This is a genomic window from Streptomyces sp. NPDC050636 (assembly GCF_040654775.1).
In the GTDB taxonomy this organism is placed as follows: Bacteria; Actinomycetota; Actinomycetes; order Streptomycetales; family Streptomycetaceae; genus Streptomyces.
Genome location: NZ_JBFAIP010000002.1, coordinates 470,069 through 494,392 on the forward strand (window position 1 = coordinate 470,069; position 24,324 = coordinate 494,392).

Consider the following 24,324-nt stretch of genomic DNA (forward strand, 5'->3'; position numbering starts at 1 on the left):
GGCGTTCGGCGATCTCGTGGGGCGATCCATGGGGCGATCTCGTGTGTGGCAGCCAGGGTGACCCGTTCCGTACGCGACGGCAAGAGCTGCAACACGGATTGCGTATGGCGCAACGTGATGCGAGGTGCTGAGTCGCCGGGCTCAACTGGCCCTCACGTTCCGCCTATTGGACGTCGCCGCTGGTGGAGGTGGTGAGCGGGGCGCGGCGCGCGAGATCGCCCGGCGGGATGCCGGGGTGGTGGCTGCCCTGGCCCGCCGGCGTAGTGGAATCCGCCGGTGACGCCGGCCGCCGGTCGTCACCCGGTCCACCGAGCGTGAGACGGGAGACGATGCGGTAGCGGTCGCCCCGGTAGACGGAGCGGACGTACTCGACCGGACGCCCCGCGGCGTCGGTGGTCAGCCGCTCGAAGAGCAGCGCGGGGGACAGTACCGGGACATCCAGCAGCCGCGCCTCGGCCTCGTTGGCCACCGTCGGCTCGATGGACTGGACGGCTTCGTGGACCCGCACTCCATGCCGCTCCCGCAGATGTGCGTAGAGGTGGCCTTCCTCCAGCTCGCGGGCGGAGAGCTCCGGCAGCAGGCCCGCCGGGAGGTGCAGATGCTCGATGGCGATGGGGGCGTCGTCGACCAGCCGGAGCCGGGAGGCGGAGTAGATCCGGTCCGCGGGGGAGAGGCGCAGCTTGCGGCCGACCCGGGCGCCGGCCTGGACGGTGGTAAAGGCCAGCAGCCTGCTGGTCCATACGCCGTTCGCCTGCGGGACGCTGCACACCCGCTGCCCCGGTACCAGTTCCTGGGTGATCTTGCCGGGTGCCACGAACACCCCCCGGCCGTGCTCCCGTACGAGCACGCCGCTCGCGACGAGATCGTCCACGGCGGCCCGCAGGGTCGGCCGGGAGACGCCGAAGCGGGTGCACAGGGTGCGTTCGGAGGGGATGGCGTCGCCTGGCTGCCGGACGTCGACCAGCTCCAGCACCCCCGCCCGCACCCGCTCCCGCTTGAGCATCGCGCCCCGCGTCCCGCCGTCCATGTCCGCCGCCTTCCGCCCCCGGTCCGACTGATCTCGTCGGCCTCAACTGGTCTGCTGGTTAAGCGGAGTTTATCGGTCGAAGGAGAGGCGCAGGGGAGCCTGTGGATAACCAACCTGGCCGCAAATCCCCTTCTCGTACGGCCACTTGACGACCGCATTGGTCTATGCCACCTTCGCATCAAGCCGACAGTGACCTGTCCAGTGAGCCGAAACTGGTCAACTGGTGGATGGTCCACTGGTCAGCTGTGAGCACCCCCCACCGAAGGAGACGTCCTCGTGTCCGGAACGCCCTGCACTCCAAGTCATCGGCTGCGCATAGCAGTTGCCGCGGCTGCAGCCGCCACGCTCGCCATGACGGGCTTTGCCGCTACCGCCACCACGGGGTCTCCGCCGCTGGCCGGCGAAGTTCTCTTCGACGACTTCGACTACACCGGGCACGACGACCCGGCCCTCGGCGCGCACGGCTGGACGGTGCGCTCCGGATCCGGCGGCCCCGGAGTGCCGGGCGCCACCTGGGCACCGGAGAACATCACCTTCGCCAAGGACGGCGACAACTCCGTGATGACCCTGCGGACCTCCACATCCGGTACCGCCGGGAGCACCGAGCAGACCGAACTCCACACCCGGAGCATGAAGTTCGGGTACGGCACCTACGCGGCGCGGGTGAAGTTCAACGACGCCCCGGCCTCCGGACCCGACGGCGACCACGTCAACCAGGCGTTCTTCACCATCAACGAGCTCAAGGCCCCGATGGACGAGGACTACGCCGAGTACGACTTCGAGTATCTGCCCAACGGCGGCTGGGGCGAGAGCGGCAACATCCTCTACACGACCTCCTGGGACACCTTCAATCCCGACCCCTGGGAGGTGGTCAACCAGCACACCGAGGAGCGCAGCAGCTTCGCCGGCTGGCACGACCTCGCGATCACCATCGACGCCACCGGCATCACCTACTACGTCGACGGACGGGAATTCGCCCGGCACGACCCCGAGTACCTCCCGGAGAAGCCGATGTCGATCGACTTCAACCAGTGGCTGATCGATCTCGAAGGGCAGACCGGCACCGAGGCCCGCGGCTATGACCAGCAGGTGGACTATGTGCTGCATGTCAAGGACCAGGTCCTCACGCCCGACCGGATCAAGGCGGCGGTCGGCGAGCGCCGCGCCGCCGGGACCGCGTTCGAGGACACCGTCCCGGCCGCCTGACCCCGACAGACCCGTACACCCCGTTGATGACCAGCACCCCCATCCGTAGCACTCAAGTCGTACGGCACAACACATACGGGGACGGATTCGCCGCACCCCGGACGACTCGTAGTTTCTTGATCAAGCACCAAAATGATCGAGAGGCCACGGATATATGTACGGCAAGGCATTCGCCCCGGAGTACCAGGGCGAGCTGGGCGCGGCGCTGGGCGTGAACTCCTCCTACGAGGACGTACTGGCAACGGCGAACCGCGCGCGTTCCACCGCGGGCACCGCACTGGAACGGGCACGCGCCGCGCTGGCGGTCGCCGAGGCCAACCGGCGGCTGGGCCGGGTGGACGACGCCGGCGCCGCCTGGCGGGAGAGCTACCGCAGTGCGCGCACCGCGGGTGACGCGGCCGCCATGTCCTGGGCGCTGTGGAGCGGCGGCACCCTCGCCCGCCAGTGCGGGACGCTGCCGCTCGCCCGCCGGCTGCTCACCCACGCCGTCGCGCTGGCCGACGGCAGCGGCGACCGCCTCGCCCACGGCTACGCGCTCGCCGGTCTCGCCGAGACCGGCCGAATACAGGGCGACTACGCCGCGGTCGCCGAACTCCACGAGCAGCTGCTCGAACAGGGCCGGGCACACGGCGAGGCCCGCCACATGGTCTGGGCGATGTCCGGCATCGCCCAGATGCACCGCAACACCGGCGGCTACGACAAGGCCCTGGAGCTGTTCGAGGAGTCCGCCCGCATCGCCACCGAGGCCGACGACGCCCGCGGCCGCGCCTGGTCGCTGCGCGGGATAGCCGACGTCCTCTCCGTGCAGGGCGAACCGGACCGGGCGCTGGCGCTGCTGTCCGAGGCGGAGGCCATCTGCCGCACCATGGACCTGGCCAGCGCGCTCGCCTACAACCACAAGATGCGCGGCAACGTGCAGTACCGCGCCGGGCGTTACGAGGAGGCCCGCGAGACCTATGCCCTCGCACTGCGGGAGTTCAGCGAGATGCAGGAACCGCGCGGCGTCGCCCTGTCCCGGCTGGGCCTGGCCAAGTCCCGGGCCCGCCTCGGCCGCGACCCGTACGAGACGCTCGCCGAACTCGCCGACCTGGAACGGGACTTCACCCGCATCGGGCTACGGCACGCCCGGGACATGGTCATCGCCTTTCGCGCAGAGGTGACAGCGCCACCGGCGGCAGAAACTCCCGCACCTCGCTGCGATGCCACCACGCTCCGGTCTCCCGCAGTTCCCGCCAGGTCGTGAAGCGGTACTGGAAGATCCTGGCCCGTACCCGCGCGGGCGGAACATCGGGGAACGGGTTGCCCCGCAGCAGCCGCAGCGTGTCGCGGTCGTTCTCCAGCAGCCGTTCCACGAACGGCAGGAACCACGAGTGCGCATAGGCCGGGGACAGCGCCGCGAACCACATCAGCCAGTCCAGCCGCAGGTGATACGGCGCGAACTGGCGCGGCAGCCGCCGTACGTCCCCCGGCTTGCCGTGGAACTCGTACGCGATCCACGTGGTGTCGGGCCCGGTCACCGCGTCCGCCGTGCCCTCGACCACGATCTCCCGGCGGATCCGGGTGACGGTGCCGAAAGCGCCGTAGGAATTGACCAGATGCAGCGACTCGTACGACGTGTTCATCATCTGCTGTCGGGTCAGCAGATTGCGCGCCGGCCAGTAGCTGAGGACGGCGACGAGCGCGGTCGCCGCGATGACCAGGACCTCGAACCACACCGGGGATGACGGGAGGGGCGAGTGGTCCGCCCACAGGGGAGCGGCAGCTGACAGGGCAAGCGCGATGGTCAGCCAGTTCAGCCAGGCGAAGTTGCCGGACACGACCAGCCACAGCTGGGTGACGACCATCGCGGAGGCGGCCCAGCCCGCCACCGGCTGCGGGGTGAACAGCAGGACAGGGAGGGCGAGTTGGGCGAAGTGGTTGGCCGCCACCTCGACCTTGTGGAGAGGTTTGGGCAAGTGGTGGAAGAACCAGCTCAGCGGGCCCGGCATCGGCTGGGTCTCGTGGTGGTAATGCAGACAGGTCAGATCCCGCCAGCAGCTGTCGCCGCGCATCTTGATCAGCCCGGCACCGAATTCCACCCGGAACAGCACCCAGCGCAGCAGCCACATCACCAGTACCGGGGGAGCGGTGTCGGCATTGCCGAGGAAGATGGCGAGCCAGCCCGCCTCCAGCAGCAGCGACTCCCAGCCGAAGCTGTACCAGGTCTGCCCCACGTTCACGATGGACAGGTACAGCACCCACAGCGCCGCCCACATCACCATCGCGGCCCACAGCGGCACGGCATCCGCGGCCCCCGCCGCGACCGCGGCCGCCAGCAGCGCCCCGCACCACGACCAGGCGGCGAAGAAACGGTCGGAGTAGTGCCGGTGGAACACCGACGGCGAGGCGCGGAACGGCACCCGCGCCACGAACGCCGGGACCGGTAGCATCCCGCGCGCACCGATGAGCGCCCGGAACTGCCGAAGCGCCGCGATGAACGCGATCAGGTAGAGGATGGCCAGCATCCGCTGAAAGACGAGCCGGCCGAGCCAGTAGTTGGTGTCCGAGAACCATTCCACTCGCCCATGGGTAGCACTGCGGCCGCTGCTCCAGACGAAGGACGCGCGGCGGCCAAGGCTGATCCACAGCGACAGGTGGGGCCCCCTTCGTCACTCCCGTCACACGAAGGCACTGGTTTTCCGCCTTCGTGTGACATGCCTCAATCGCCGGAAAAAGTCGAGCGCGCCGCGTGCGACGTCGATACTCTGGAAGGCGACGGACGACCTTTCTGGGAGACGCCAACACCATTGGCCCGTCGCGGGAACGCCACAAACCCTGGCTGACCTCCCGGTTTGTGAAGAGGCGCCACCGCGTCGGAACCAATACCTCGATGAAGGAGTGCGTGGTGGCAGTGCACAAGGCTCAGTACAAGCAGCCCCGCTCGAAGCAGGGCGATCGGCAGGGTCGCATCAAGGAAGTCCGCAACCTGGAGGTCTGGGGCCGCTGCGCCCCGGTGCGTCTCGCCGGCTGCGATGACGACCCCTCCGAGCCGTACATCATCCGCGGCATCGACTGAGGCGCGTATCGACCTACCCGTCTCCCCGCGTGGCGCCGGCCCTGACCGTCCGATCAGGCTGATCAGGGCCGACGGCCCAGCAGGCACAGCAGCCTGGTGAGGTCGTCGGCGTCCGCCGGGGGCTCCACCGGCGCGGCGAACAGCCCCGACGCACCGAGCTCCGAGGCATACGGCTCCACCTCGCGCAGTGCCGCCGTCGCCAGATGGCCCGGCAGCCGCTCATCGGCGCCGATCGCCCGCGACAGATCCCAGGCGTGCACCACCGCATCGGCCATCATCTGCGTGCAGTACGCAGCGGCCGGGCTGGAGCCGTAGGACAGATGCACCATACGGTCCAGTGCACCGGGCGCGGAGAACGCCGCCACGGCGGCCACCGCCGCGCGGTCCCAGACCGCGCCCGGATCGACACCGAGCTGGTCCCCGTCGAGATCCGTGCCGACGTCCGCGACCGTGGCGCCGTCCCGCACCAGGCGGGGCACCCACAGCTGTTCGGCCGTCAGATGGTTCACCAGGTCCCGCACCGACCATTCCGCGCACGGCGTGGGCGCGTCCCACTGGTCGTCGCGGACGGTATGGACCCGGCTCCCGAAAAGCGCGATGGCCTCGCCATGGGCGCGCAGGATCTCGTCTCTGTTCATGCTCCCCGAGGATAGAAGCGGGCACTGACAACGGCGCCTCCGACGCACGGCGATCACCAGCGCCCGTCCGATGGGTCATGGCCGGGCCCGCGACGGCGTCCGGCCCCGCTCCGACGACTCGATCGGCCCAATCGGAAGCGGAAATCTCACAGCGGCGGGTCCCGGCGGTACGCGGTGCCGGCCGGCCTCGGAGCACGGCCGGCACCATACGGGCGGCGCTGGTCGGTGTCAGTCGGCGTACAGCCGGCGCTGCGGCACGATCTCCTGGGTCTGGCCAGGGCTGGACCACAGCAGCTTCATATGCGCCTCGCCGGTCCCTTCCGTATGGTCGATCCGGATGCTGTGCCGCTGCCCGGCCTTGAGGGCGACGGTTCCCTTGTCGGCCTTCGGGCCGTGCGGGGTGACGCTGTCGATCACCAGCTTGCCGTCGATCCACAGCCGCACGGTGTCGTCCGAGACGGTGGTGAAGGTGTAGGTCTCGTCGAAGCGTGGCTGAATGCTGCCGGTCCAGCGGGTGCTGAAGTGATCGGCGGGGATCTTCGGGTCCGGTGACCCGTCGAATCGGTAGGACTCGTTCACCGTCGGGTCGGTGCCGGTCACCGCGGGCGGGCCGGTGAAGGAGTCGTTCGCCCAGCTCTGCGCCGTCAGCCCGGTCCCGGTACCGGGGGGCGCGGCCGCCGGAGGCGTGACGGTGAGCCGGATGACGCCGGCGAGGGGATCGGCGGCCGGGCCGGACGGGGTGAGGTCGAACCCGTCACCGGCCGGGGTGACCTTCACCTGCTGCGAGCTGCCCAGTACCCGCGCCGAGGTGATCTTGAAGGGTGCCTTGGCCGTGAGGTGCAGCGGGTTGCCGGCCCCGGGCCAGGAGGTGACGGACGCGTACAGGTCGTTGCCCCGCCGCGAGACCGCGCCCCAGGACGGGTCCGCGACCAGCCCGGTGTGCCCGGCCCCGTACACCGCGCCGCCCTGGCCGTGCGCGCCCAGCCACTCGCCGGCCTCGCGCAGCCGGTCCACGGACGGCTGCGGGATGCGCCCGAGCTTGTCCGGGCCGACGTTCAGCAGATAGTTGCCGCCGCGGCTCGCGACGTCCAGGAGGTTGCGGACGACCGTGGCCGACGATTTCCAGTTGGTGTCGTACTTGGCGTAGCCCCAGTGGTCGTTGAGCGTCATACAGCTCTCCCACAGCTGCCCGTCGACCGGCTCGGCGGGGATCTCCTGCTCCGGCGTGCCGAAGTCGCCGTCGACCACATCACGTTTGCCGACGCGGTTGTTGACGATCAGCTCGGGATCGAGGCCGTGCAGATACGCCTGCAGATCGGCGCCGTCCCGACGTGACCAGTTGTTGGCCGGGTTGTCCGCGTCCCACTCGCCGTCGAACCACAGCAGCGCCGGGTCGTAGTTGTCGACCAGCTCTTTGAGCTGGCCGTACATCCGCTTCTTGTAGCGCGGGAAGGTCGCCGGGTCGGCGAAGTCGGGGTCGTGCCAGTCCCAGATCGAGTAGTAGAAACCGAGCTTGATCCCGGCGGCGTCGGCGGCCTTCTTCAGCTCGGCGAGGATGTCGCGCTGCTTGTCGAAGGAGGAATGGTCGCGCAGATTCCAGGAGTTCTGCTTCGTCGGCCACATCGCATAGCCGTCATGGTGCTTGGACGTGATGACGATATAGCGCTGGCCCGCGTCCTCGGCGGCCTTGACGATCGCGTCGGCGTCGAAGTCCGCCGGGTTGAAGGTGGCGGCCTGCTTCTCGTACGCCTCGTTCGGGATCTCGCACTCGCGCTTGATCCACTCCGCGTTGCGGCAGACCGTCCCGTCGGGCCCGGTGTACTCGCCCTCCAGGTTCGAGTACGCGCCGAAGTGGATGAACATCCCGAAGCGGTCCGAGCGCCACCAGGAGGTGCGCTCGGAAGTGAAGGGGTCATCGGTCGCATGGTTGGTACCCGGGCCCGAGGCGGGCCGTGACGGGGGCTTCGCCGCGGTCGCGGGGCTGCCGAGGGCCAGCAGCAGGGCGCCCAGAATCCCCAGAACTCCCAGTAGCCGGGCGGGTCTTGTGCGGCTGTGCATCACTCGCTCCTTCGGTCAGTCGGTCATGTGGGGTGCCTCCTGTGCCACCCGCATGGTGCAGGCTCCGGCGCCCGGATCGGAAGACCCCGGACGCGATAAACATCGGAGCATCTCATCGGGAATGGGCGGGAGTTGGGGATGTTGAGGGGGGTGGCGACCTTATTCCTCGGATCTAAACGAGGAGTGGGTAACGAGGACCACCCCTCATCCCCTACTTGACATGCTTATAACAAGTCTCGAATTATGTGGCGCCGGGGGACCGAGGACTCATTTCTCTAGGGGCGGGAGATGCCCATGGCCGTCCACCGGCACACCACGACACGGGACCTGCGGCGCGGCAACCGCTCCGTGCTGCTGTGGTCCCTCTACTTCGACGGGCCGCTGAGCCGGCAGGAACTCAGTGCCCGTACGGGGCTGAGCGTCACCACCGTCTCGACGGTCGTCGGTGAACTCCTCGGCGAGGGCATCGTGGTGGAGGCCGGTGCGGTCGACTCGGACGGCGGACGGCCGCGCATTCTGCTGCGGGTCGACCCTGACCGGCGCTATGCCGTCGGCGTCGACGTCGGCGAGACCAGGGTCCGTGTCGAGCTGTACGACCTGGCCATGAACGAGCGGGCCAAGGCCGATCACCCCCTGGAGAGCGGTCGGCATGACGTCGGCACGGTGGTCGAGCGGATCCTCGTCGGCCTGGACGAGGTGATCGCGTCCGCAGCCGTCGACCGGGCCGACATTCTCGGGGTCGGCGTGGCCGTCTCCGGTGTCGTCGAGCGGACCGGTGCGAGCGAGGGCGGTGCGCTGGTGCACGGCCAGACCTTCGCCTGGGACGCGGTACCGCTCGCCCGGCTGCTGCGGGCCGGCACCGCGACGCATCCGGGCACCGGCCTCCCGCTGCACATCGAGAACGGCGCCATGACCCTCGGCCAGGCCGAGATGTGGTTCGGCGCGGGCCGCGGCGCCGACCATGCGGTCATCGCCCTGATCGGTTCCGGCGTCGGCGCCGCCGTCGTCGCCAACGGCGCCTTCTACCGCGGCGCGACCAGCGGCGCGGGGGAGTGGGGGCACACGATCGTGCAGGTCGGCGGACGGCGCTGCCGGTGCGGCGCCCGCGGCTGCCTGGAGGCGTATGTGGGCGCCGAAGGGATCCTGGACCGCTACCACCAGGCGCGCCGCGGACGGCCTGCGCCGGGCGCCGACGAGGAGTCCGCGCTGGCCGCCCTGCTCGCCGACGGCTCCGCCGCGGCCCGCCGTGTCCTGGACGAGACCACCGTCTACCTCGGCGCCGGCATCGCCAACCTCGTCAACCTCTTCAATCCGCGGCGCATCATCGTCGGCGGCTGGGCCGGGCTGCTGCTCGGCGGCCGGTTGCTGCCGCAGATCCGCGAGGCGGTGGCCGGGCACGCGCTGCGGCATCCGTACGAGCGCACCACCGTCGAACTGTGCCGGCTCGGCCCGGACGCGGTGGCGCTGGGTGCGGCGACGCTGCCCGTCGAACGGTTCCTGGCGGGCGGCGGCACGGGGGTGTGAAGGGCCGAGAGGAAGGGCCCGGCCCCGCCGACGCGTACGGGTCTTCGTCAACACCTCTTCGGGTCTTCTTCAACACCCCTTCCCCGGGGCGGAGTTCGCTGCCACGATGGCGCCGTCAGATGACAGAACTCTGTTCACATATTTGTACTCGATGGACTTGTGGATGGACTTGTACGGGAGAGGTGTGTCTATGGAGCGTCGGCAATTCCTCGGCACGGGCGCCGCGCTGGCGGCCGGCACCGCACTGCCCGCCCTCACGGCCGGCGTCGCCCGAGCCGCCGTCGGGCACCGCCCTTCCGGCCGGCTGCCCGCCCGCGCCGAGATCGTCGCCGTACTGCGCCGGGCCGCCGACCACTGGATCGGCGCACACACAGACCCGGGCGACAACCAATGGGCGCGCGCCACCTTCTTCAGCGGGCTGATGGCCCTGCACCGCGTCACCCGCGAGCCCCGCTACCTCGCGTATGCCAGGGGCTGGGCGGAAAAGCACGCGTACGGGCTGCACAACGGTGTCGCCACCCGGCACGCCGACGACCACTGCGCAGGACAGGCCTACCTCGATCTGTACGCGCTCGACGCCTCGCCCGACCAGGCAAAAATCGCCGCCATCGAGGAATCTCTCCAGCGCATGGTCCAGTCCTCCGCCGAGAGGCACGACGACTGGTGGTGGGACGACGCGCTGCACATGGCGATGCCGCCGTTCGCCCGGCTCGGCGTGCTGCGCGACGACCCCGCCTACGGGGACGCGATGCACGCGCTCTACACCCACACCAAAAGCGCCGAGGGCGGGCCCGGACTCCATGATCCCCGCACCGGCCTCTGGTACCGCGACAAGCGGTTTCTGCCGGGCGGTATCGCCTCCCCGAGCGGCAAGCCCGTCCTGTGGTCGCGCGGGAACGGGTGGGTCGCGGCCGCCCATGCCAAGGTGCTGGACGTACTGCATGACGCCCATGTCCCGGAGTACCGCGCCACGCTCGTCGGTCAACTGTCCGCGCTGCGCGCCGTCCAGCGGTCCGACGGGTTCTGGAATGTGAACCTCGGCGACCCCGCCCATCTGCCGGGACCGGAGACCAGCGGCACCGCCTTCTTCACCTACGGGACGGCCTATGCGCTGCGCGCCGGGCTGGTCCCGCGCGAGGTCTTCCGCCCCGTCGCCGCCCGTGCCTGGAACGCGATGGTGGACACCGCGCTGCACCCCGACGGGTTCCTGGGCCATGTTCAGAACGTCGGCGACCGGCCGGAATCCAGCCAGCCGGTCACCTACGACTCCACCGCCGACTTCGGCGTCGGCGCCTTCCTGTTGGCGGGCACGGAGCTGGCGGCGCTGGGCGGCGGCTGACGGGTGGCGCCGGGCGAGGGCGCCCGAGCCGCAGCTGCCGACCGCCAGGATGCGCTCGTCAGGCCACCGGCCCGCTCGGCACGATCTGAAGCTTGCGGCCGGTGCCCTGCGTGAAGATGTCCAGCGCGGTGGCGTACTCGTCCAGGCCGAAGCGGTGCGTGATCATCGTGTCGGCGTCGATGACACCCTTGCCCAGCAGCTCGACGGCGCGCCCGTAGCTGTGCAGGATCGCCATGCTGCCGACGATCCGGATCTCGTCGTTGTAGATGCGGAACGGTGAGAAGCGGGCGGTTTCCTGGTCGGGGGCGCAGCCGAACTGCTGGAAGGTGCCGCCGCGGATGGGCCGGGTCAGTGCGTCCTCGATGGCCCGGATGTTGCCGGTGCAGTCGGTGACCACCTCCCAGCCGCGCGGATGGCCGGCGGCCAGCGCGTCCGCGCTGGTGGCGACGGCGTCGGCGCCGAGCTTGCGGGCCACCGCCAGCCGGTCCTCGTTGATGTCGACGACCGAGACCGAGGCGGCGCCGGAGCGCTGGGCGACCTGGAGGTAGAGCAGGCCCATGGTGCCCGCGCCGTAGATCAGGAAGTTGTCGCCGAGCTGCGGGCCGACGATGTCGAAGCCGTGCACGATGGTCGACAGCGGCTCGATGAGCGGGGCGTGCGCGAGCCGCACGGTCTCCGGCAGCCGGTAGCAGTTGCGGACCGGCACCTTGACGTATTCGGCGCAGGCGCCGTCGACGGTGATGCCGATGGTGCCCCACTGCTCGCAGAGGTTGCCGCGGCCGATGGCGCAGAAGTGACAGGAGCCGCAGTAGATCGCGGGGTCGGCGGCCACCGCGTCGCCCTCGGCGAAGCCGGTCACCTCCGCGCCCACGGCGACGATCTCACCGGAGAACTCATGCCCCGGGATGACCGGGTACCGGGTCGGCCCGAACTCGCCCGCCAGCATGTGTACATCGGTGCCGCACAGTCCGGCGGCGGCGACCTTGACGACGACCTCGCCGGGGCCGGGCGTCGGGTCCGCGACAGTGGTGACGGACAGCTGGTTCGGTTCCTCGATGACGACTGCACGCATGGTTGTTACCGCCTTTCGGGAGAGCAAGCGGAGGAGGAGGTGGGGGTGGGGCTGGGGTTGGGGGAGGGGGAGGGGATGGGGAGGGCGGGGGTGGTCTGCACGGTGGTCCGGGCCGCTTCGGCGATCGCGTCGGCGGTGATGCCGTACTCCTCGAAGAGTTCGGCGGCGGAGGCGGACGCTCCGTAGTGCTCCAACGAGACGCAGTGTCCCCGGTCGCCGACGATCTCCCGCCAGCCCTGGGCTATCCCCGCCTCCACGGAGATCTCCAGGCGAAGGCGGGGGCGGACGGCGTCTGAGAGGGGCCCTCTCCGGACGCGGAGATCGTGGTGCTCACCGTGGATCGGCTTCCTTCCCGGGCGACGGATTCAGGCCACGCGCAGATTGCGTGATTCGACCTGCTTGATCTTTTCGACCTTGGGGGCGGAACCGCCGCCCGCGAAGTCGGACACCAGCCAGTGCTGCAGACATATCAGCGCGGCCTCCACTCCCATCGTGCGATTGCCGAAGCAGGCGATCTGCGCGTCGTTGGACTTACGGGCGCGTTCCGCGCTGTAGCTGTCGGGGATCTGGGCGGCGCGGATGCCGGGGACCTTGTTGGCGGCGATCGCCATGCCGATGCCGGTGCCGCAGATGAGGACGGCGCGCTCGTGCTCGCGGCGGGCCACGCTCTGCGCGACCCGTTCGGCGACGTCCGGGTAGTCCTCGGTGGCCGTGGCGCTCATATCGGTGACCGGGTAGCCGTGCTCGGTGAGATAGGCGATCATCGCGTCCTTCATCATGATTCCGGCGTCGTCGGCGCCGATCGCGATGCGGTAGGTGTCCTGCACGGTGTCTCCCTCGGGGGCTGTGGGGTCGGGGCCCGCTGGGCCTCGGAGTCTGGGGTCGGGCGGCGGCGCGTCGGCGGGGCCGGTCGTCAGCCGCCGGAGATCTCTTCGAGGACCTTGCGCAGCCCCTCGGTGTCGTGGGCGAGCCGGCCGAGGAACAGTCCGTCGACGGCACCGGCCAGCTCGCTGTAGGTGCCGGGGCCCGCGGTGCCGCCGTAGATCAGCCGCCCGCGGACGTCGTGATCGCGCAGACCGTCGCGGATGGCTCCGGCCACCGCGCGGACATGGCGGGCCGGCGCCGGTTCGCGGGCGCCGATCGCCCAGACCGGCTCGTACGCGATGACGACCTCGCTGCCCGGTGCGGCGTCGGACAGCGCGGCCCGTACCTGGGCCAGTGTCTCCTCGACGGCCGCGCCAAGATCCTCGGCGCGCCGTTCGCCCGCGCAGATCACGGGGATGAGACCGGCACGGGTGGCCGCGCGGGTCTTGGCGGTGACCGTCTCGTCCGTCTCGCCGAAGTGCCGGCGGCGCTCGGCATGGCCGACCTCCACATACCGCGCGCCCGTCTCGGCGAGCATCCCGGCGGAGACCGCACCGGTCCAGGCGCCGCTCTCGGCCCAGTGCACATCCTGCGCGCCGAAGTCGATGCCGGTGCCGGAGAGCAGCTCGCGGGCGTCCGCCAGGGCCGGGAAGGACGGCAGGACGAAGAGGTCGACGGGGCGGGGGAGCGCGGCCAGCGCGTCGTCGAGTGCCGCCACGTCCGCGAGCCAGGCCCGGGTCTGCGCCAGGCCGAAGTACAGCTTCAGCGAGACGCCGATCACCGGGCGGTGGCCCGCGACGGACGTCGAGTTCTCAGGAATCACGTCGCTCATGATGCTTCAAACAAAATCACATGTGAAGTTCTCAAATCAAGCAGTATGAAGCCGTGAACTTCACGAGATCTGTGTGATTTCCATGCCCGGCCGGGGTGCCTGTTCACCCACCGTCACCGCCGCACCGCGCGTCGAGCCGCCCGTACCGCGCCTGGGTGGGCGCTGATGGCGGACGACACGACACAGGCTCAGCCGACATGTACCGACGTCGGCTGAGCCTGTGGGAACGGTGGGCGGACAGCCCGGTGCTTCCTTGTTACGGCGCCATCTCGTATGCCCCGGACAGTGCCTCGACGCGTTCCCAGACGCGCGTCGAGCGGGCGTCGTCGACGACCGGACGCCGCACCGCGCCCAGCGCCCAGCGCTGCTGTTCCGCGGTGGCGGAGTCCTTGCCGTGCAGCTCGACGGCGTGTGCGGAGAAGTCGCGTACGAGGACGGCGAACAGTTCGTCGAGCACGTCCTCCTCAAGGCCGGTCAGGCGCGCCTGCTCCAGGATCAGCTGGCCGTGTACGACCAGCGCGAACAACTGGCCGACGGCGAGGAGCAGATCGAGGTCGCGGCTCTGGGACTCGTCGGGGGCGGCGGTGGTGACGAACTCGCACAGGGCGTCCGCCTGCTCCCGGAAGCGGCTGACGTTGGGCACAGCGGCGTAGGCGTCGTAGGCGGTGCGCCAGTCGTGGAAGCGGATGGAGCCCAGACCGCGGGCCGGTCCCTGCCGGAAGAGGAAGTCGTCGTCGGCCGCGTCGAGGCGGGTCGGTACGGGCTCGTACTCGGCCGGGTTGAGCAGGTGGTTGCCCATGAACTTGAGGATCAGGGCGAGGTTGACGTGGACGGTGCCCTCCAGCTTCGGCAGGCCCCGGATCTCGGTGGCGGCCTGGGCGAAGTAGGTGTCCTTCTCGAAGCCCTTGGCGGCGATGACGTCCCACATGAGGTCGATGACCTTCTCGCCCTCGGTGGTCACCTTCATCTTCGTCATGGGGTTGAAGAGGAGGTAGCGGCGGTCATCCGGGCCGGCGGAGCGGAAGTAGTCGACGGCGCGGTCGCTGAACAGCTTCATTCCGACCAGGCGGACGTATGCGTCGGTCAGCTCGCGGCGCACATGCGGGAAGGCGGTGACGGGACGGCCGTAGAGGATGCGGTTGTGCGCGTGGGTGACGGCCTCGTACATCGCATGCTCGCAGATGCCGATGGAGGCGGTGCAGAGGTTGAACTTGCCGACGTTGACGGTGTTGAGGGCGGCGTCGAAGGCGGCACGGCCGGTGTGCAGTACGTCGTCGGGGCCGACCGGGTAGTCGTCGAGGCGGAACTCGCTGACGTACTTCGAGGAGTCGACGACGTTCTTCACGAGGTGGTACGCCGGGTGTCGGCTGTCGGCGGCGAAGAAGACATAGCCGTCCGGGCCCTCGATGTCGGTGCGGCGGCCGAAGACGGAGACCAGCCCGGCGGCGTTGCCGTTGCCGATGTAGTACTTGGAGCCGCTGGCCCGGAAGCCGCCGGCGCCGTCGGGCTCCAGCAGCATGTCGGTGGAGTAGATGTCCGCGCCGTGGGCCTTCTCGGACAGGCCGAAGGCGAACACCTCGCCCTGGGAGAGGAGTTCCGCCGCCCGGGTGCGGGCGGTGGCGTTCTCGCTCTGCCAGACCGGGCCGAGACCGAGGATGGTGACCTGCCACGCGTACCAGTAGTCGAGCCCGTAGAAGCCGAAGATCTCGTTGAGGGCGGCGATCCGGGCGGTGTCCCAGCGCTTGTCCGGCTGCCCGTCGGCGGCGGACGCCGGGGTGAGGAAGGCCGCGAACAGCCCTTCCTTGGCGGAGAACGCGAGGAAGTCCGCCAGCCAGGCACGGGAGCGGTAGTCCTCGATCAGCTTGCGCTTGCCGCGGTCCTCGAACCAGTCGACGGTGGCGCGCAGCAGCCTGCGGGTCTCGGGGTCGAAGTGCGCCGGGTCGTAGGTGCGCGGGTTGAACAGCAGCGGGTCGGCCATGGATGTTCGCCTTTCCGGCTTGGGAGTTGAGGGTTGAGGGGTGAGGGCTTCGGTGCGTGAGGGGGCGGGGAGAGGCCGGCGCGGGTGGCCGTCGGCGCCGGGTCAGCGCTCGGGGCCGAGCCGGTGGAGCGTGGCGAGTACGTCGTCGAGCCAGGCGAGCGTCATCCGCTCGTACGCGATGCCGCCGCGCAGCACGACATGCTGGAGCTCCCGCCCGGCGTCCGGTGTTCCGGGGGCCTCGGGGCCGGTGAAGTCACGCTGTTCCCCCGCGAGATAGTGCGCGAGCCGGTCGGTGTGCGCCTGGTGGTGCCGCTCGACCTCGCGGATCAGCGCGGCCGGGTCGTCGAAGGCCGCGCCGCGGATCTTCACGGCGAGGTCGTGCCGGACGCTCTCGGGTTCGATCGGCTCGTGCAGCCACTGGGAGAGGGCGGCCTGGCCGGGGGCGGCGACGGAATACTCCTTCTTGTCCGGCCGGGCCTGCTGCGGCACCTCACGGACGTCGATCCAGCCGTCGCTCTCCATGCGCTTGAGGACGCGGTAGATCTGCTGATGGGTGGCGGTCCAGAAGTACCCGATGGACCGCTCGAACCGGCGGGCCAGCTCATAGCCGGAGCCCGGCTTCTCCAGCAGAGAGACGAGGATCGCGTGTTCGAGCGCCATACCCCGATCCTTCTATGCAACTCGTTGCATAGGCAAGTGGCACCGCCCGGGTGAGACACGGCTCACCCGGGCGGCCGGGGCCGCGTCGCCCCTCCCGGATCACAGCCCGGCGAGCTCCGCCAGCACCTGGGCCTCCGCCAACAGCTCGGCCCCGTCCTCGACTTCATCGTGATCCGCACACCACAGTGCGCTCTCCACACCGCGCGCCACCGCCCACGCCATCAGCCGCGCCGGATCCTCGCCCAGTACATCGGCGACCAGCGCGTACCGCTCGCGGAGCAACGGTCGTGGATCCGGGTGCTCGAAGGGGTCGTCGATCTGCGTCAGCAGCGGCCACGGGTCGTACGCCGGGTCGCCGACCATCGGCTTCGGGTCAATGGCCAGCCACGGGCGGCGCCCCGACGCCAACACATTGCCGGGGTTGAAGTCGCCGTGCACCACGACCTCGCGGGCGGCCGTCGCCGGCAGCTTGCGCAGCAGGTCGGCGCCGAGCTCGACCAGTCCGGGGTCGTAGCCGGGCCGCAGCCGGATCATCCGGTCCTGCAGCAGGTCGGCCCATTCGGCGCAGACCGTTTCGACGTGCTCCAGCCGGCCGTCGGGCGGTGTGGGCGCGGCCCACAGGTCGCGCAGCAGACCGGCGGCGACGGTGAGCCGCTCGGCGGGCGGCAGCGGGGCGTCGCCGAGCTCGGTGCCGGGGTCGCACCGTTCGATCAGCAGCGCGCCGTGCTCGCGGTCCCAGCGGTGGAGCCGTACGGCACCGTTGCCGTCCCAGGCGTGCAGCCCCGGCGCCTCGCCGTCGGCCTCGCGGTGCGGCCAGGTCACCTTGAGCACCGCCGGCTCACCGTCGGGCCCCTCCGCGGGCGCCACCCAGGAGCAGCTGCCGCCGTGGAACGGGGCGCCGAGCCGCAGCTCCCACCGCTCCTCGATCTCCCGGACGATGCCCGGCAGCCGGTCGAGCCAGGCCCGCCCGGACGGGGTCCGGCTCATGGTGCCGACCACGGGAAGCCGATCGGGGAATCGGTCGTAGGAGGGGGAGTTGAACGGGTCGTCGCCTTGTCGGCCGTGTGGGGTGAGCTGGGTGTGCGGGGTGTGCGCCATCCGGGCAGCCTAGGTGCCGGACCGGCGCGAGGCCGCTCCGTTTCCCGTCCCGTTTCCCGTCATGCCTCCGCCCCGATTCCGCCCTGATTCCGACCCGATTCCCCCACGCCGTGGGTCCGTATGGGGGAGAGTGTCGAACACCAGCCTATTTAGGCATTTTCCTACATAAGACTGTTGATATGTGTCGGGGATGAGCGCGTACAAGCACAACCTGTATGCGGCGGCCGTCCTGCTCGCCGCACTGGCCGTGGGCTGTGGCGAACAGGACGGCGCCCCACCGCCGCATCCGGAATCCAAGCCGCGCGGCCACGGCGGTGCCCCCATGGTCAAGGCCTCCCCCCAGCAGCCGTTCACCCTGGTCGCCTCCGGGGAGATCATCCCGTCCGTCCCGGGTGTCCTGAGTACGGCGCAGACGGACGCGGCGGGCGTCGGCTACGACTTCCGGCCGATGCTGGCCGGCGTGAAACCGGTCGTCTCCTCCGCCGACCTGGCGGTGTGTCATCTGGGCGCACCGCTCGGCCTGCTGTCCGGTCCCTTCGCCGGCTACCCCGTCTTCCAGTCCCCGCCGCAGCTTGCGAGCGCTCTGAAGGCGACCGGCTACGACTCCTGCTCCACCGCCTCCAATCACGTATTGGACCGTGGCGTCCCGGGCGTGCACCGCACCTTGCGGGCGCTTGAAACGGTCGGGCTGCGGCATGTCGGCTCGGCCCGCAGCGCCACCGAGGCCGCCCGCTCGGCGCGGGTGCTGGCCCGCACCGGCGCGAAGGTGGCCCATCTCTCGTACACCTACGGCACCAATGGCACCCATCGCCCGGCGTCCGCGCCGTGGACGGTGAATCTGATCGACGAGAAGAAGATCATCGCGGATGCGCGGGCGGCCCGCCGGGCCGGTGCCGATGTCGTGGTCGTCAGCGCGCACTGGGGCACGGAGTACCGGACAGCCCCCAATGAGCAGCAGATCAGGCTCGCCCAGGCGCTCACCGCCTCACAGACCGCGGGCCGCCCGGACATCGACCTGGTCATCGGCACCCACGCGCACACCCCGCAGCCGTACGAGAAGGTCAACGGCACCTGGGTCGCCTACGGGCTCGGCGACCAGATCTCCGGCCCCATGAAGACGCCGGAGGGCAACTGGGGCACCATCGCCCGTTTCCGCTTCGACCCGCCCGAGCGGCCCGGCGAGCGCTGGAAGGTCACCAAGGCCGAGTACATCCCGCAACTCGCCGTGCAGGGGCCGCCGCTGCGCATGCTCAATCTCGCGCGGACGCCCGCCCACGCGGACATCCGCAAGGCGATCAGCGAGGCGGTCCTCAGCCGGGGCGCCGCGGCCGAGGGGCTGACGATGGGGAGGTGACCGCCTCGCCGCGCCCCGGCCGGCCCGGGTCCGCGACGGTGCCGGGTGCGGTGTTCACGAGGAGGTCTCGCCTTTCGTCGGATGGGGGTGCGGGCGGGTGTTCCGCTGCCGCCGGGCCCAGAAGGGGCGGTCGGCCCAGCGGGTCTCCTGGGCGTGCACCGCGCGGTGGCCGTGCTGGTAGGCGGTACGGGCCGCGGCGACCTTCGCCGCGTATTCGGCCAGCGCCGCCCGGTCGCCGCGCAGCCGGGCGTCGACGGCCTGGCCCGCGCTCAGGCCGGTGTAGAGGGCGGTGAGGATGCCCTGGGAGCTGACCGGGTCGAAGGCGGCTGCCGCGTCGCCGGCGGCCGTCCAGCCGTCGCCGTGCACCCGGTCCAGATGTGCGCTGTGCGCGGGGGCGCGGCGGGGTGGTCGCAGGGTGGTGAGCCCATGCGGGCGGGCCCGGCGGGATACGTGCCGGGTGGCCAGCAGCCGGTCGCGGAACCGCTCGGCTCCGCCTGCGGCACCGACGGGCAGGTCGGGGTCGGTGAAGTAGGCGACCAGCCGGTGCCCGGAGGGCAGCGGGGCGGTGTACCACCAGCCGTCCTCGTCGGACTCGACCAGCGAACGGCCGTCTTCCCCGGCCTGCGGGGCCGGGTCAAGGGTGAGGTGGAGGGCGGTCAGCCGGTCTCCAGTTCGCCGCCGGGCGCCGGAGCGGACGGCGATCGCGGCGCCCCGTCCGGTGGCGTCCACCACCCATCGGCAGCGGACCGTACGCTCCCCGTCGCTGCCGTCGCTGCCATCTCGCCCGTCGCCGCCCGACCGGCCGCGCAGGGCGAGTCGCCAGGTGCCGTCCGGCTGCCGGGAGGGGCGCCGTACGGCGGTCTGCTCGGCGATGTCGGCGCCCGCCGCGCGGGCGGCGGCGCGCAGCCGCCGGTCGAAGAGCGGACGGTCGAGGTGCCAGCCGTGGCCGTACGGGTCGTTGATGAAGTCCACGGCGTGCAGTTCGGCCGAGCCCCAGGCGGACAGGTTGCCGTGGCAGGGCAGATGGCCGGTGCCCAGGACCGGCCGGTCGACGCCGAGGTCGGCCAGGAGCAGCCGCCCCACGGACACCAGCGCCTCGCCGGCCTTGGGTGGGCCGGTACCGGCGTCGGCCAGTAGGACCGTGCGCCCGGCCCGTACGAGGGTGAGCGCGGCGGCGCAGCCGGCCGGGCCGCCGCCCGCGACCACGACGTCATAGGCCGGTGCGGGGATCACTGGGTGCCGTGGAAGGGGTCGAGCTTCTCCAGGTATCCGGCGGCGATCGCCGTCTCGTCCTGACCGGTCGCCTCCATGACCTCCTGGACGGCCTGCTGCACGAGATCCGCCTCGACGGACTCGGCCGGGATGCTCCCTCTCCAGGTGTCGGCCGCGGCGGCCAGTTGGGGGACTCCCGCCTCGGGTACGTGGATGTTGATGAGGTTGGCGTAGTCGGGGGCCTCCGGGTATCCGGGATCGGACTCCACCTGGATGAGCTTGGGGAACTTCCCGTCGCCCACGGTGTATTCGTGTGTCTCGACGATGCCGAACTTGTACCAGTCGTCGATCATCTGCCGGCGCTGCTCGTTGAAGGTGGTGCCGGTCAGGCCGCGCAGCCACACCGCCCGGTTCTCGAACGCCTTCTCCCTGACGCTGTCGTCGCCGCCGGTCGGCTCGGTGTTGACGGTCGTGAAGTCCGACTCCTTGAGCACGTGGTTGGGCATCTGGGCGGGCCAGAAGGTCGGCAGGTACGGGCTGTAGCGGGGGCCGAGGTTGGCGCGTACCTCGTAGCCGGAGCGGCAGCTCGCCGTGTCGCACTGCCAGGGGGCGGCCATCCAGCGGGTGAGGTCGCCCGGCCCCTGCGCGTACAGCGGGCCGTTCTTGCCGAGGGCGTCCTGGAGGGTGAGCACATCGCCGTAGTCGCGTTCCGGGTTCTCCGGCGTGCGGTGCAGGATGCGGAAGGGCTCGGAGTACATGGTCTTGTGCCGCATCGGCCAGGTGACCTCGCAGCCCGGGTGGAACGCATCGGCGGCGCAGTTCTCCAGCGCGGCCCGGTCCAGCAGGCCCGGTCGTTCCGCGATGGGCGCCTTGTCCACATCCGGGTAGCCCTTGCGGGGCGGGCCGGTGGTGAAGTGGCCGTCGGCCCAGAGGGCCAGCATCCGGTCCTGCTCGGAGGAGAGCGTGATGTGCTGCCGGATGGAGTTGGGCCTGCTGGACATGGCGTCGCCGTAGAGCCACGGCCAGGGCACCGGGGACATCCCGTCCCGGGCGTAGTCGCGCATCTGGACGTAGACCTGGCGGCGCAGTTCGCGGCTGGTGACGCCGGGGTCGGCGAGCCGCTTGCGCATGGCCGGGTCGAGGAAGTCGTGCGGGCCCTTCCAGCCGAACTGGGTGGCGAAGCCGTGGTTGACCCACTGCAGGCCGCAGAACCGGCTCAGCAGCGGTTCGATGTCGTCCGGGTAGGAAGGCTTCGGCTCGACCGGCAGGGTCTGTTCGGTGACGAATGTGTCATGGAGCAGCTCGTAAAGGGTGCGGACGGTCTTCACGCCGGGTGCGTAGTGCGGCGGGCCGACCACGACCCAGGCGGGCGTGGCCGTCCTGGTGACGCCGCCGATGGTGACCTCCGCCGTGACCGGGCCGTCGGAGACGTCGTCGTACCAGGTGTCATTGTTGGCGACGCCGGTGATCGGAACCTCGGGGTCCTCCCAGGACGCCGAATCGCCGACGCCTCCGACGACCAGCAGGCGGCCGTCGCTCTGGGTGGATGCCTCGCCGAGGGAGACCGGCAGGTCCATGATCTCCCCGTCGAAGGTGGCGGTCTCGTGCCGCGAGGCGAGGACGGTCTTCCGGCCGGGGTCGTTGACGAGCTTCTCGCGCTCCTCTCCCTCGACGTCGGCGTTCCGTCGGCGTCGCTGGTCGTCCGGCAGGTTGACGGCCTCGGGAATGTCGAGCGGGATGTGGAACTGGTACCAGGCGGCCTTCTTGTTGGCCAGGTGCACCGACCACTTGATCTCGGTCACGCCCTCTTCGCCCAGCTTGAGTTCCCTGACGACCTCCCCGGCCTTGTTGTAGCCGTAGATCCGGAAACGGGCGGCCTGTTGGATGACCCTCCCCGCGCTGTCCTTGTAGGAGCCGGGCGGCAGCGGCGGCTGGTCCGGTGACTCAGGACCGACGAAGGGCCGGCTGTCGCTGTTGCCGACCCGGGCGATCCCGATGGCGGGATGGATCTTCACCTGTGCAATCTGCACGTCCATAGAGGAGCCTTCCAGTAGCGGAGGCATATGCGTGTATGCATATGCCTCCGAAGACTCAACGTAGGATCATCGCAACACACGCTGCGACATCGAGGCGTCACAATGGGTGTACGGATTCACGCCTTCGGGCCGCCCCGTACCGGGAGCCGCTCCTGACCCCGCTCACGGAGTGCGATGACGGCCCCGGCACTCCGGCAAGCCCCGCCCGCCCGGTGTGAAACGCTGGTGACCACCACATCGGCCAGGCCAGGGAAGGACCGGAGGCAGTGAGCGAGAGTGCGGCCGTCCGGCCTCGGAACCCCCGCGGGCAGGGCGAGCGTCTGCGGGAGGAGCTCCTGCGGGCCACCGAGCGCCTCCTGGAGGAGGTCGGCAGCGAGGACGCGCTGTCGCTGCGCGCGGTGGCGCGGGCCGCCGGCGTCGCCGCCCCAAGCATCTACCGCCACTTCGCCGACAAGACCGAACTGGTCTGGGCGACCCTGGAGGTCAGCTACGAGCGGCTGGGGCAGGCGATGACCGCCGCCGCCGCGAAGGCGGACGACGGCGACCCGGTGGCGCGACTGCGCGCTCAGCTGCGTGCCTACTGCCGCTACGCCGTCGCGCATCCCGCCACATACCGGCTGCTCTACGAGACCCGGCAGACGCCGGTCGGCCTGGAGCGGCTGGCGGGACACCCGGCCGGGCTGCTGGTGCGCAGCTGGGACGATGCGCTGACGGCCTGTGAAGAGGCCGGCTGGCAGGTGCGCGGCGCGCGCTCCGAGGCCCCGTATGTGCTGTGGTCGTCGGTGCACGGCCGGGTCATGCTCTGGCAGGTCATGCCGAGCCCCAAGGACGCCCGCCGGCTGGACCGGTTCGTGGACGAGATCCTGCGGCTGCTGCTGGAGCGCTGAGCGGGCGGACGCCCCGCACCGCTCCCTCTGAGGGACTGTCACCAGTCCCACCCCGATGTCATCCGTCCCACCCCCGATGCGCGTACCCGTGTATTACGCATGTAAGTTTACGGGTGTTAGGCGAACGTTCGACTCATGGCGCACGCCCCCTGCCGGTGTGCGCACAAAGCCAGACGAGTGAGATGAGCGAGATGATGATTTCCACCGCCCCGGCGCCCCTGCCCGTGGAGCCGCCGAGCGGCTGTCCCTTCGAGCCCCCGGCCGAATTCGCCGCCCTGCGCACCGCGGAGCCGATCTCCAAGATCTCGCTCCCGGACGGCAGTTGGGCCTGGCTGGCCACCCGCTACACCGACATCCGGGCCATCCTCGGCGACACCCGCTTCAGTTCCGACACCACCGTTCCCGGCTACCCGCTGAGCGGAATGACCGGCGGCGCCGCCACCGAGAACCGCGGCTTCATCCGCAGGGACCCGCCCGAGCACACCCGGCTGCGCCGGATGGTCACCCGGGAGTTCATGGTCAAGCGGGTAGAGGCGCTGCGCCCGGAGATCCAGCGCATCACCGACGAGCTGTGCGACGCGATGGAGCGGGCCGACGGGCGCGAGCGCGGGGGAGTGGACCTCGTCGAGGCGCTCGCGCTGCCGGTGCCCTCGCTGGTCATCAGCCTGCTGCTCGGCGTCCCGTACGACGACCACGACATCTTCCAGCGGCTCACCGGCAAGCTGCTCTCGCGCACCATCGCCGACGGCGAGCGCGAGGCCGCCCGCATCGAACTGCGGGACTACCTCGACCAGTTGGTCACCACGAAGGAAGCCGCGCCCGGCGATGACATCCTCGGCCGACTGATCGTCGAACAGCAGCGGACCGGCGAGATCACACACGACGAAGTGGCCGCCTTCGCCGCCCTGCTGCTGATCGCCGGTCACGAGACCACCGCCAACATGATCGGCCTCAGTGCCCTCACCCTGATGCGCGACCCGGAGTCGGCCGGCCGGCTGCGCCAGGAGCCCGGCCTGATCCGCGGCGCAGTGGAGGAACTGCTGCGTTTCCACAGCATCATCCGCAACGGACCGCGCCGGGTCGCCACCGCCGACATCGAGATCGACGGGCACCTCATCCGGGCCGGCGAGGGCGTCGTGGTGGCCGTGGCGTCCGCCAACCGCGACGAGAGCGTCTTCGCCGACGCCGACCGCCTCGACGTCTGCCGCCCCAACGCCCAGCACCATGTCGCGTTCGGCTACGGCATCCACCAGTGCCTCGGCCAGGCGCTGGCCCGAGTCGAACTCCAGGTCGTCATCGGTACCCTGCTGCGCCGGTTCCCCACGATGCGGCCCGCCGTACCGGACGACGAGATCCCGTTCCGTACGGACATGGCGATCTACGGCTGCCACGCCCTGCCCGTCACCTGGTAACGGACCTGAACCACTCTCAGGCCCACCGACTCCGCCAAGTCCACCCTCCACCAACCCCACGGAGTTCCCGTT

Annotated in this window: 20 protein-coding genes and 1 pseudogene; 8 read left to right on the plus strand and 13 right to left on the minus strand. The window is 70.5% G+C overall.

Going from position 1 to position 24,324, the window contains the following annotated elements; all coding sequences use genetic code 11:
• Positions 1–163: 163 nt before the first annotated feature.
• On the minus strand, positions 164–1,027 hold the full coding sequence (locus tag AB0I10_RS04595) for a GntR family transcriptional regulator (RefSeq protein ID WP_363150792.1): 864 nt from the start codon (positions 1,025–1,027) through the stop codon (positions 164–166).
• A gap of 399 nt (positions 1,028–1,426) precedes the next feature.
• Here AB0I10_RS04595 and AB0I10_RS04600 point away from each other — a divergent pair.
• Together AB0I10_RS04600 and AB0I10_RS04605 are read left to right on the plus strand one after the other, a co-directional pair.
• Positions 1,427–2,233 (plus strand): annotated as a pseudogene (locus tag AB0I10_RS04600) (glycoside hydrolase family 16 protein); the annotation flags it as partial.
• A gap of 154 nt (positions 2,234–2,387) precedes the next feature.
• Positions 2,388–3,476 (plus strand): tetratricopeptide repeat protein, encoded by a 1,089-nt coding sequence (locus tag AB0I10_RS04605; protein ID WP_363150793.1) that lies wholly within the window; start codon positions 2,388–2,390, stop codon positions 3,474–3,476.
• Here the strand turns inward: AB0I10_RS04605 and AB0I10_RS04610 are convergent.
• Positions 3,370–4,791, minus strand: a complete 1,422-nt coding sequence (locus tag AB0I10_RS04610) for a lipase maturation factor family protein (RefSeq protein ID WP_363150794.1) — start codon at positions 4,789–4,791, stop codon at positions 3,370–3,372. The two genes, AB0I10_RS04605 and AB0I10_RS04610, sit on opposite strands and share 107 nt — an antisense overlap.
• A 326-nt stretch (positions 4,792–5,117) precedes the next feature.
• Here AB0I10_RS04610 and AB0I10_RS04615 point away from each other — a divergent pair, with 326 nt between their 5' ends.
• A complete protein-coding gene (locus AB0I10_RS04615) occupies positions 5,118–5,288 on the plus strand; it encodes a hypothetical protein (protein WP_363150855.1) in 171 nt (56 codons plus the stop codon).
• Between the two features lie 62 nt (positions 5,289–5,350).
• On the opposite strand, the gene AB0I10_RS04620 is transcribed toward AB0I10_RS04615, so the two are convergent.
• On the minus strand, positions 5,351–5,926 hold the full coding sequence (locus tag AB0I10_RS04620; protein WP_363150795.1) for a TIGR03086 family metal-binding protein: 576 nt from the start codon (positions 5,924–5,926) through the stop codon (positions 5,351–5,353).
• Between the two features lie 228 nt (positions 5,927–6,154).
• Positions 6,155–7,984, minus strand: coding sequence for an alpha-L-fucosidase (locus AB0I10_RS04625; protein WP_363150796.1), 1,830 nt, complete (start codon positions 7,982–7,984; stop codon positions 6,155–6,157).
• Positions 7,985–8,278: 294 nt separating this feature from the next.
• Between AB0I10_RS04625 and AB0I10_RS04630 the strand changes: the two genes are divergently transcribed.
• Both AB0I10_RS04630 and AB0I10_RS04635 read left to right on the plus strand, forming a co-directional pair.
• Positions 8,279–9,508 (plus strand): ROK family transcriptional regulator, encoded by a 1,230-nt coding sequence (locus AB0I10_RS04630; protein ID WP_363150797.1) that lies wholly within the window; start codon positions 8,279–8,281, stop codon positions 9,506–9,508.
• Between the two features lie 190 nt (positions 9,509–9,698).
• Positions 9,699–10,847: a glycoside hydrolase family 88 protein gene (locus AB0I10_RS04635; protein ID WP_363150798.1), complete on the plus strand. Its 1,149-nt coding sequence runs from the start codon at positions 9,699–9,701 to the stop codon at positions 10,845–10,847.
• 58 nt (positions 10,848–10,905) lie between these two features.
• On the opposite strand, the gene AB0I10_RS04640 is transcribed toward AB0I10_RS04635, so the two are convergent.
• From AB0I10_RS04640 to AB0I10_RS04670, 7 genes are all read right to left on the minus strand, one after another.
• Complete coding sequence (locus AB0I10_RS04640) at positions 10,906–11,919, minus strand: zinc-dependent alcohol dehydrogenase family protein (protein ID WP_363150799.1); 1,014 nt, start codon at positions 11,917–11,919, stop codon at positions 10,906–10,908.
• Between the two features lie 5 nt (positions 11,920–11,924).
• Entirely contained in the window at positions 11,925–12,176 is a 252-nt protein-coding gene (locus AB0I10_RS04645) for a hypothetical protein (protein ID WP_363150800.1), read from the minus strand.
• Positions 12,177–12,284: 108 nt separating this feature from the next.
• The gene (locus AB0I10_RS04650) at positions 12,285–12,746 is read right to left on the minus strand and encodes an RpiB/LacA/LacB family sugar-phosphate isomerase (RefSeq protein WP_363150801.1); all 462 of its coding nucleotides are present in this window, start codon (positions 12,744–12,746) and stop codon (positions 12,285–12,287) included.
• Between the two features lie 86 nt (positions 12,747–12,832).
• Positions 12,833–13,606: a triose-phosphate isomerase family protein gene (locus AB0I10_RS04655; protein WP_363150802.1), complete on the minus strand. Its 774-nt coding sequence runs from the start codon at positions 13,604–13,606 to the stop codon at positions 12,833–12,835.
• A gap of 265 nt (positions 13,607–13,871) precedes the next feature.
• A complete protein-coding gene (locus AB0I10_RS04660) occupies positions 13,872–15,593 on the minus strand; it encodes an acyl-CoA dehydrogenase family protein (RefSeq protein ID WP_363150803.1) in 1,722 nt (573 codons plus the stop codon).
• Between the two features lie 102 nt (positions 15,594–15,695).
• Positions 15,696–16,253 carry a PadR family transcriptional regulator gene (locus AB0I10_RS04665; protein WP_363150804.1) on the minus strand — a complete coding sequence of 186 codons (558 nt, stop codon included), beginning with the start codon at positions 16,251–16,253 and terminating at the stop codon, positions 15,696–15,698.
• Between the two features lie 99 nt (positions 16,254–16,352).
• A complete protein-coding gene (locus AB0I10_RS04670) occupies positions 16,353–17,351 on the minus strand; it encodes an aminoglycoside phosphotransferase family protein (protein WP_363150805.1) in 999 nt (332 codons plus the stop codon).
• 190 nt (positions 17,352–17,541) lie between these two features.
• On the opposite strand from AB0I10_RS04670, the gene AB0I10_RS04675 reads away from it, so the two are divergent.
• On the plus strand, positions 17,542–18,705 hold the full coding sequence (locus AB0I10_RS04675; protein ID WP_363150806.1) for a CapA family protein: 1,164 nt from the start codon (positions 17,542–17,544) through the stop codon (positions 18,703–18,705).
• Between the two features lie 54 nt (positions 18,706–18,759).
• On the opposite strand, the gene AB0I10_RS04680 is transcribed toward AB0I10_RS04675, so the two are convergent.
• Entirely contained in the window at positions 18,760–19,938 is a 1,179-nt protein-coding gene (locus tag AB0I10_RS04680) for an FAD-dependent monooxygenase (RefSeq protein ID WP_363150807.1), read from the minus strand.
• The gene (locus AB0I10_RS04685) at positions 19,935–21,953 is read right to left on the minus strand and encodes a LodA/GoxA family CTQ-dependent oxidase (RefSeq protein WP_363150808.1); all 2,019 of its coding nucleotides are present in this window, start codon (positions 21,951–21,953) and stop codon (positions 19,935–19,937) included. The genes AB0I10_RS04680 and AB0I10_RS04685 overlap by 4 nt, the downstream gene beginning before the upstream one ends.
• A gap of 266 nt (positions 21,954–22,219) precedes the next feature.
• Here AB0I10_RS04685 and AB0I10_RS04690 point away from each other — a divergent pair, with 266 nt between their 5' ends.
• Positions 22,220–22,840, plus strand: a complete 621-nt coding sequence (locus AB0I10_RS04690; protein ID WP_363150809.1) for a TetR-like C-terminal domain-containing protein — start codon at positions 22,220–22,222, stop codon at positions 22,838–22,840.
• Positions 22,841–23,031: 191 nt separating this feature from the next.
• Positions 23,032–24,252, plus strand: coding sequence for a cytochrome P450 (locus tag AB0I10_RS04695; protein WP_363150852.1), 1,221 nt, complete (start codon positions 23,032–23,034; stop codon positions 24,250–24,252).
• The last annotated feature ends 72 nt before the right edge of the window (positions 24,253–24,324 follow it).

Excerpts from the sequence above, each read along its gene's own strand:
- AB0I10_RS04595 (WP_363150792.1), bottom strand. The coding sequence starts at position 1,027 with ATGGACGGCGGGACGCGGGGCGCGATGCTCAAGCGGGAGCGGGTGCGG.
- AB0I10_RS04605 (WP_363150793.1), top strand. The coding sequence starts at position 2,388 with ATGTACGGCAAGGCATTCGCCCCGGAGTACCAGGGCGAGCTGGGCGCG.
- AB0I10_RS04620 (WP_363150795.1), bottom strand. The coding sequence starts at position 5,926 with ATGAACAGAGACGAGATCCTGCGCGCCCATGGCGAGGCCATCGCGCTT.
- AB0I10_RS04625 (WP_363150796.1), bottom strand. The coding sequence starts at position 7,984 with ATGCACAGCCGCACAAGACCCGCCCGGCTACTGGGAGTTCTGGGGATT.
- AB0I10_RS04630 (WP_363150797.1), top strand. The coding sequence starts at position 8,279 with ATGGCCGTCCACCGGCACACCACGACACGGGACCTGCGGCGCGGCAAC.
- AB0I10_RS04635 (WP_363150798.1), top strand. The coding sequence starts at position 9,699 with ATGGAGCGTCGGCAATTCCTCGGCACGGGCGCCGCGCTGGCGGCCGGC.
- AB0I10_RS04640 (WP_363150799.1), bottom strand. The coding sequence starts at position 11,919 with ATGCGTGCAGTCGTCATCGAGGAACCGAACCAGCTGTCCGTCACCACT.
- AB0I10_RS04660 (WP_363150803.1), bottom strand. The coding sequence starts at position 15,593 with ATGGCCGACCCGCTGCTGTTCAACCCGCGCACCTACGACCCGGCGCAC.
- AB0I10_RS04665 (WP_363150804.1), bottom strand. The coding sequence starts at position 16,253 with ATGGCGCTCGAACACGCGATCCTCGTCTCTCTGCTGGAGAAGCCGGGC.
- AB0I10_RS04670 (WP_363150805.1), bottom strand. The coding sequence starts at position 17,351 with ATGGCGCACACCCCGCACACCCAGCTCACCCCACACGGCCGACAAGGC.
- AB0I10_RS04675 (WP_363150806.1), top strand. The coding sequence starts at position 17,542 with ATGAGCGCGTACAAGCACAACCTGTATGCGGCGGCCGTCCTGCTCGCC.
- AB0I10_RS04685 (WP_363150808.1), bottom strand. The coding sequence starts at position 21,953 with ATGGACGTGCAGATTGCACAGGTGAAGATCCATCCCGCCATCGGGATC.
- AB0I10_RS04695 (WP_363150852.1), top strand. The coding sequence starts at position 23,032 with ATGATGATTTCCACCGCCCCGGCGCCCCTGCCCGTGGAGCCGCCGAGC.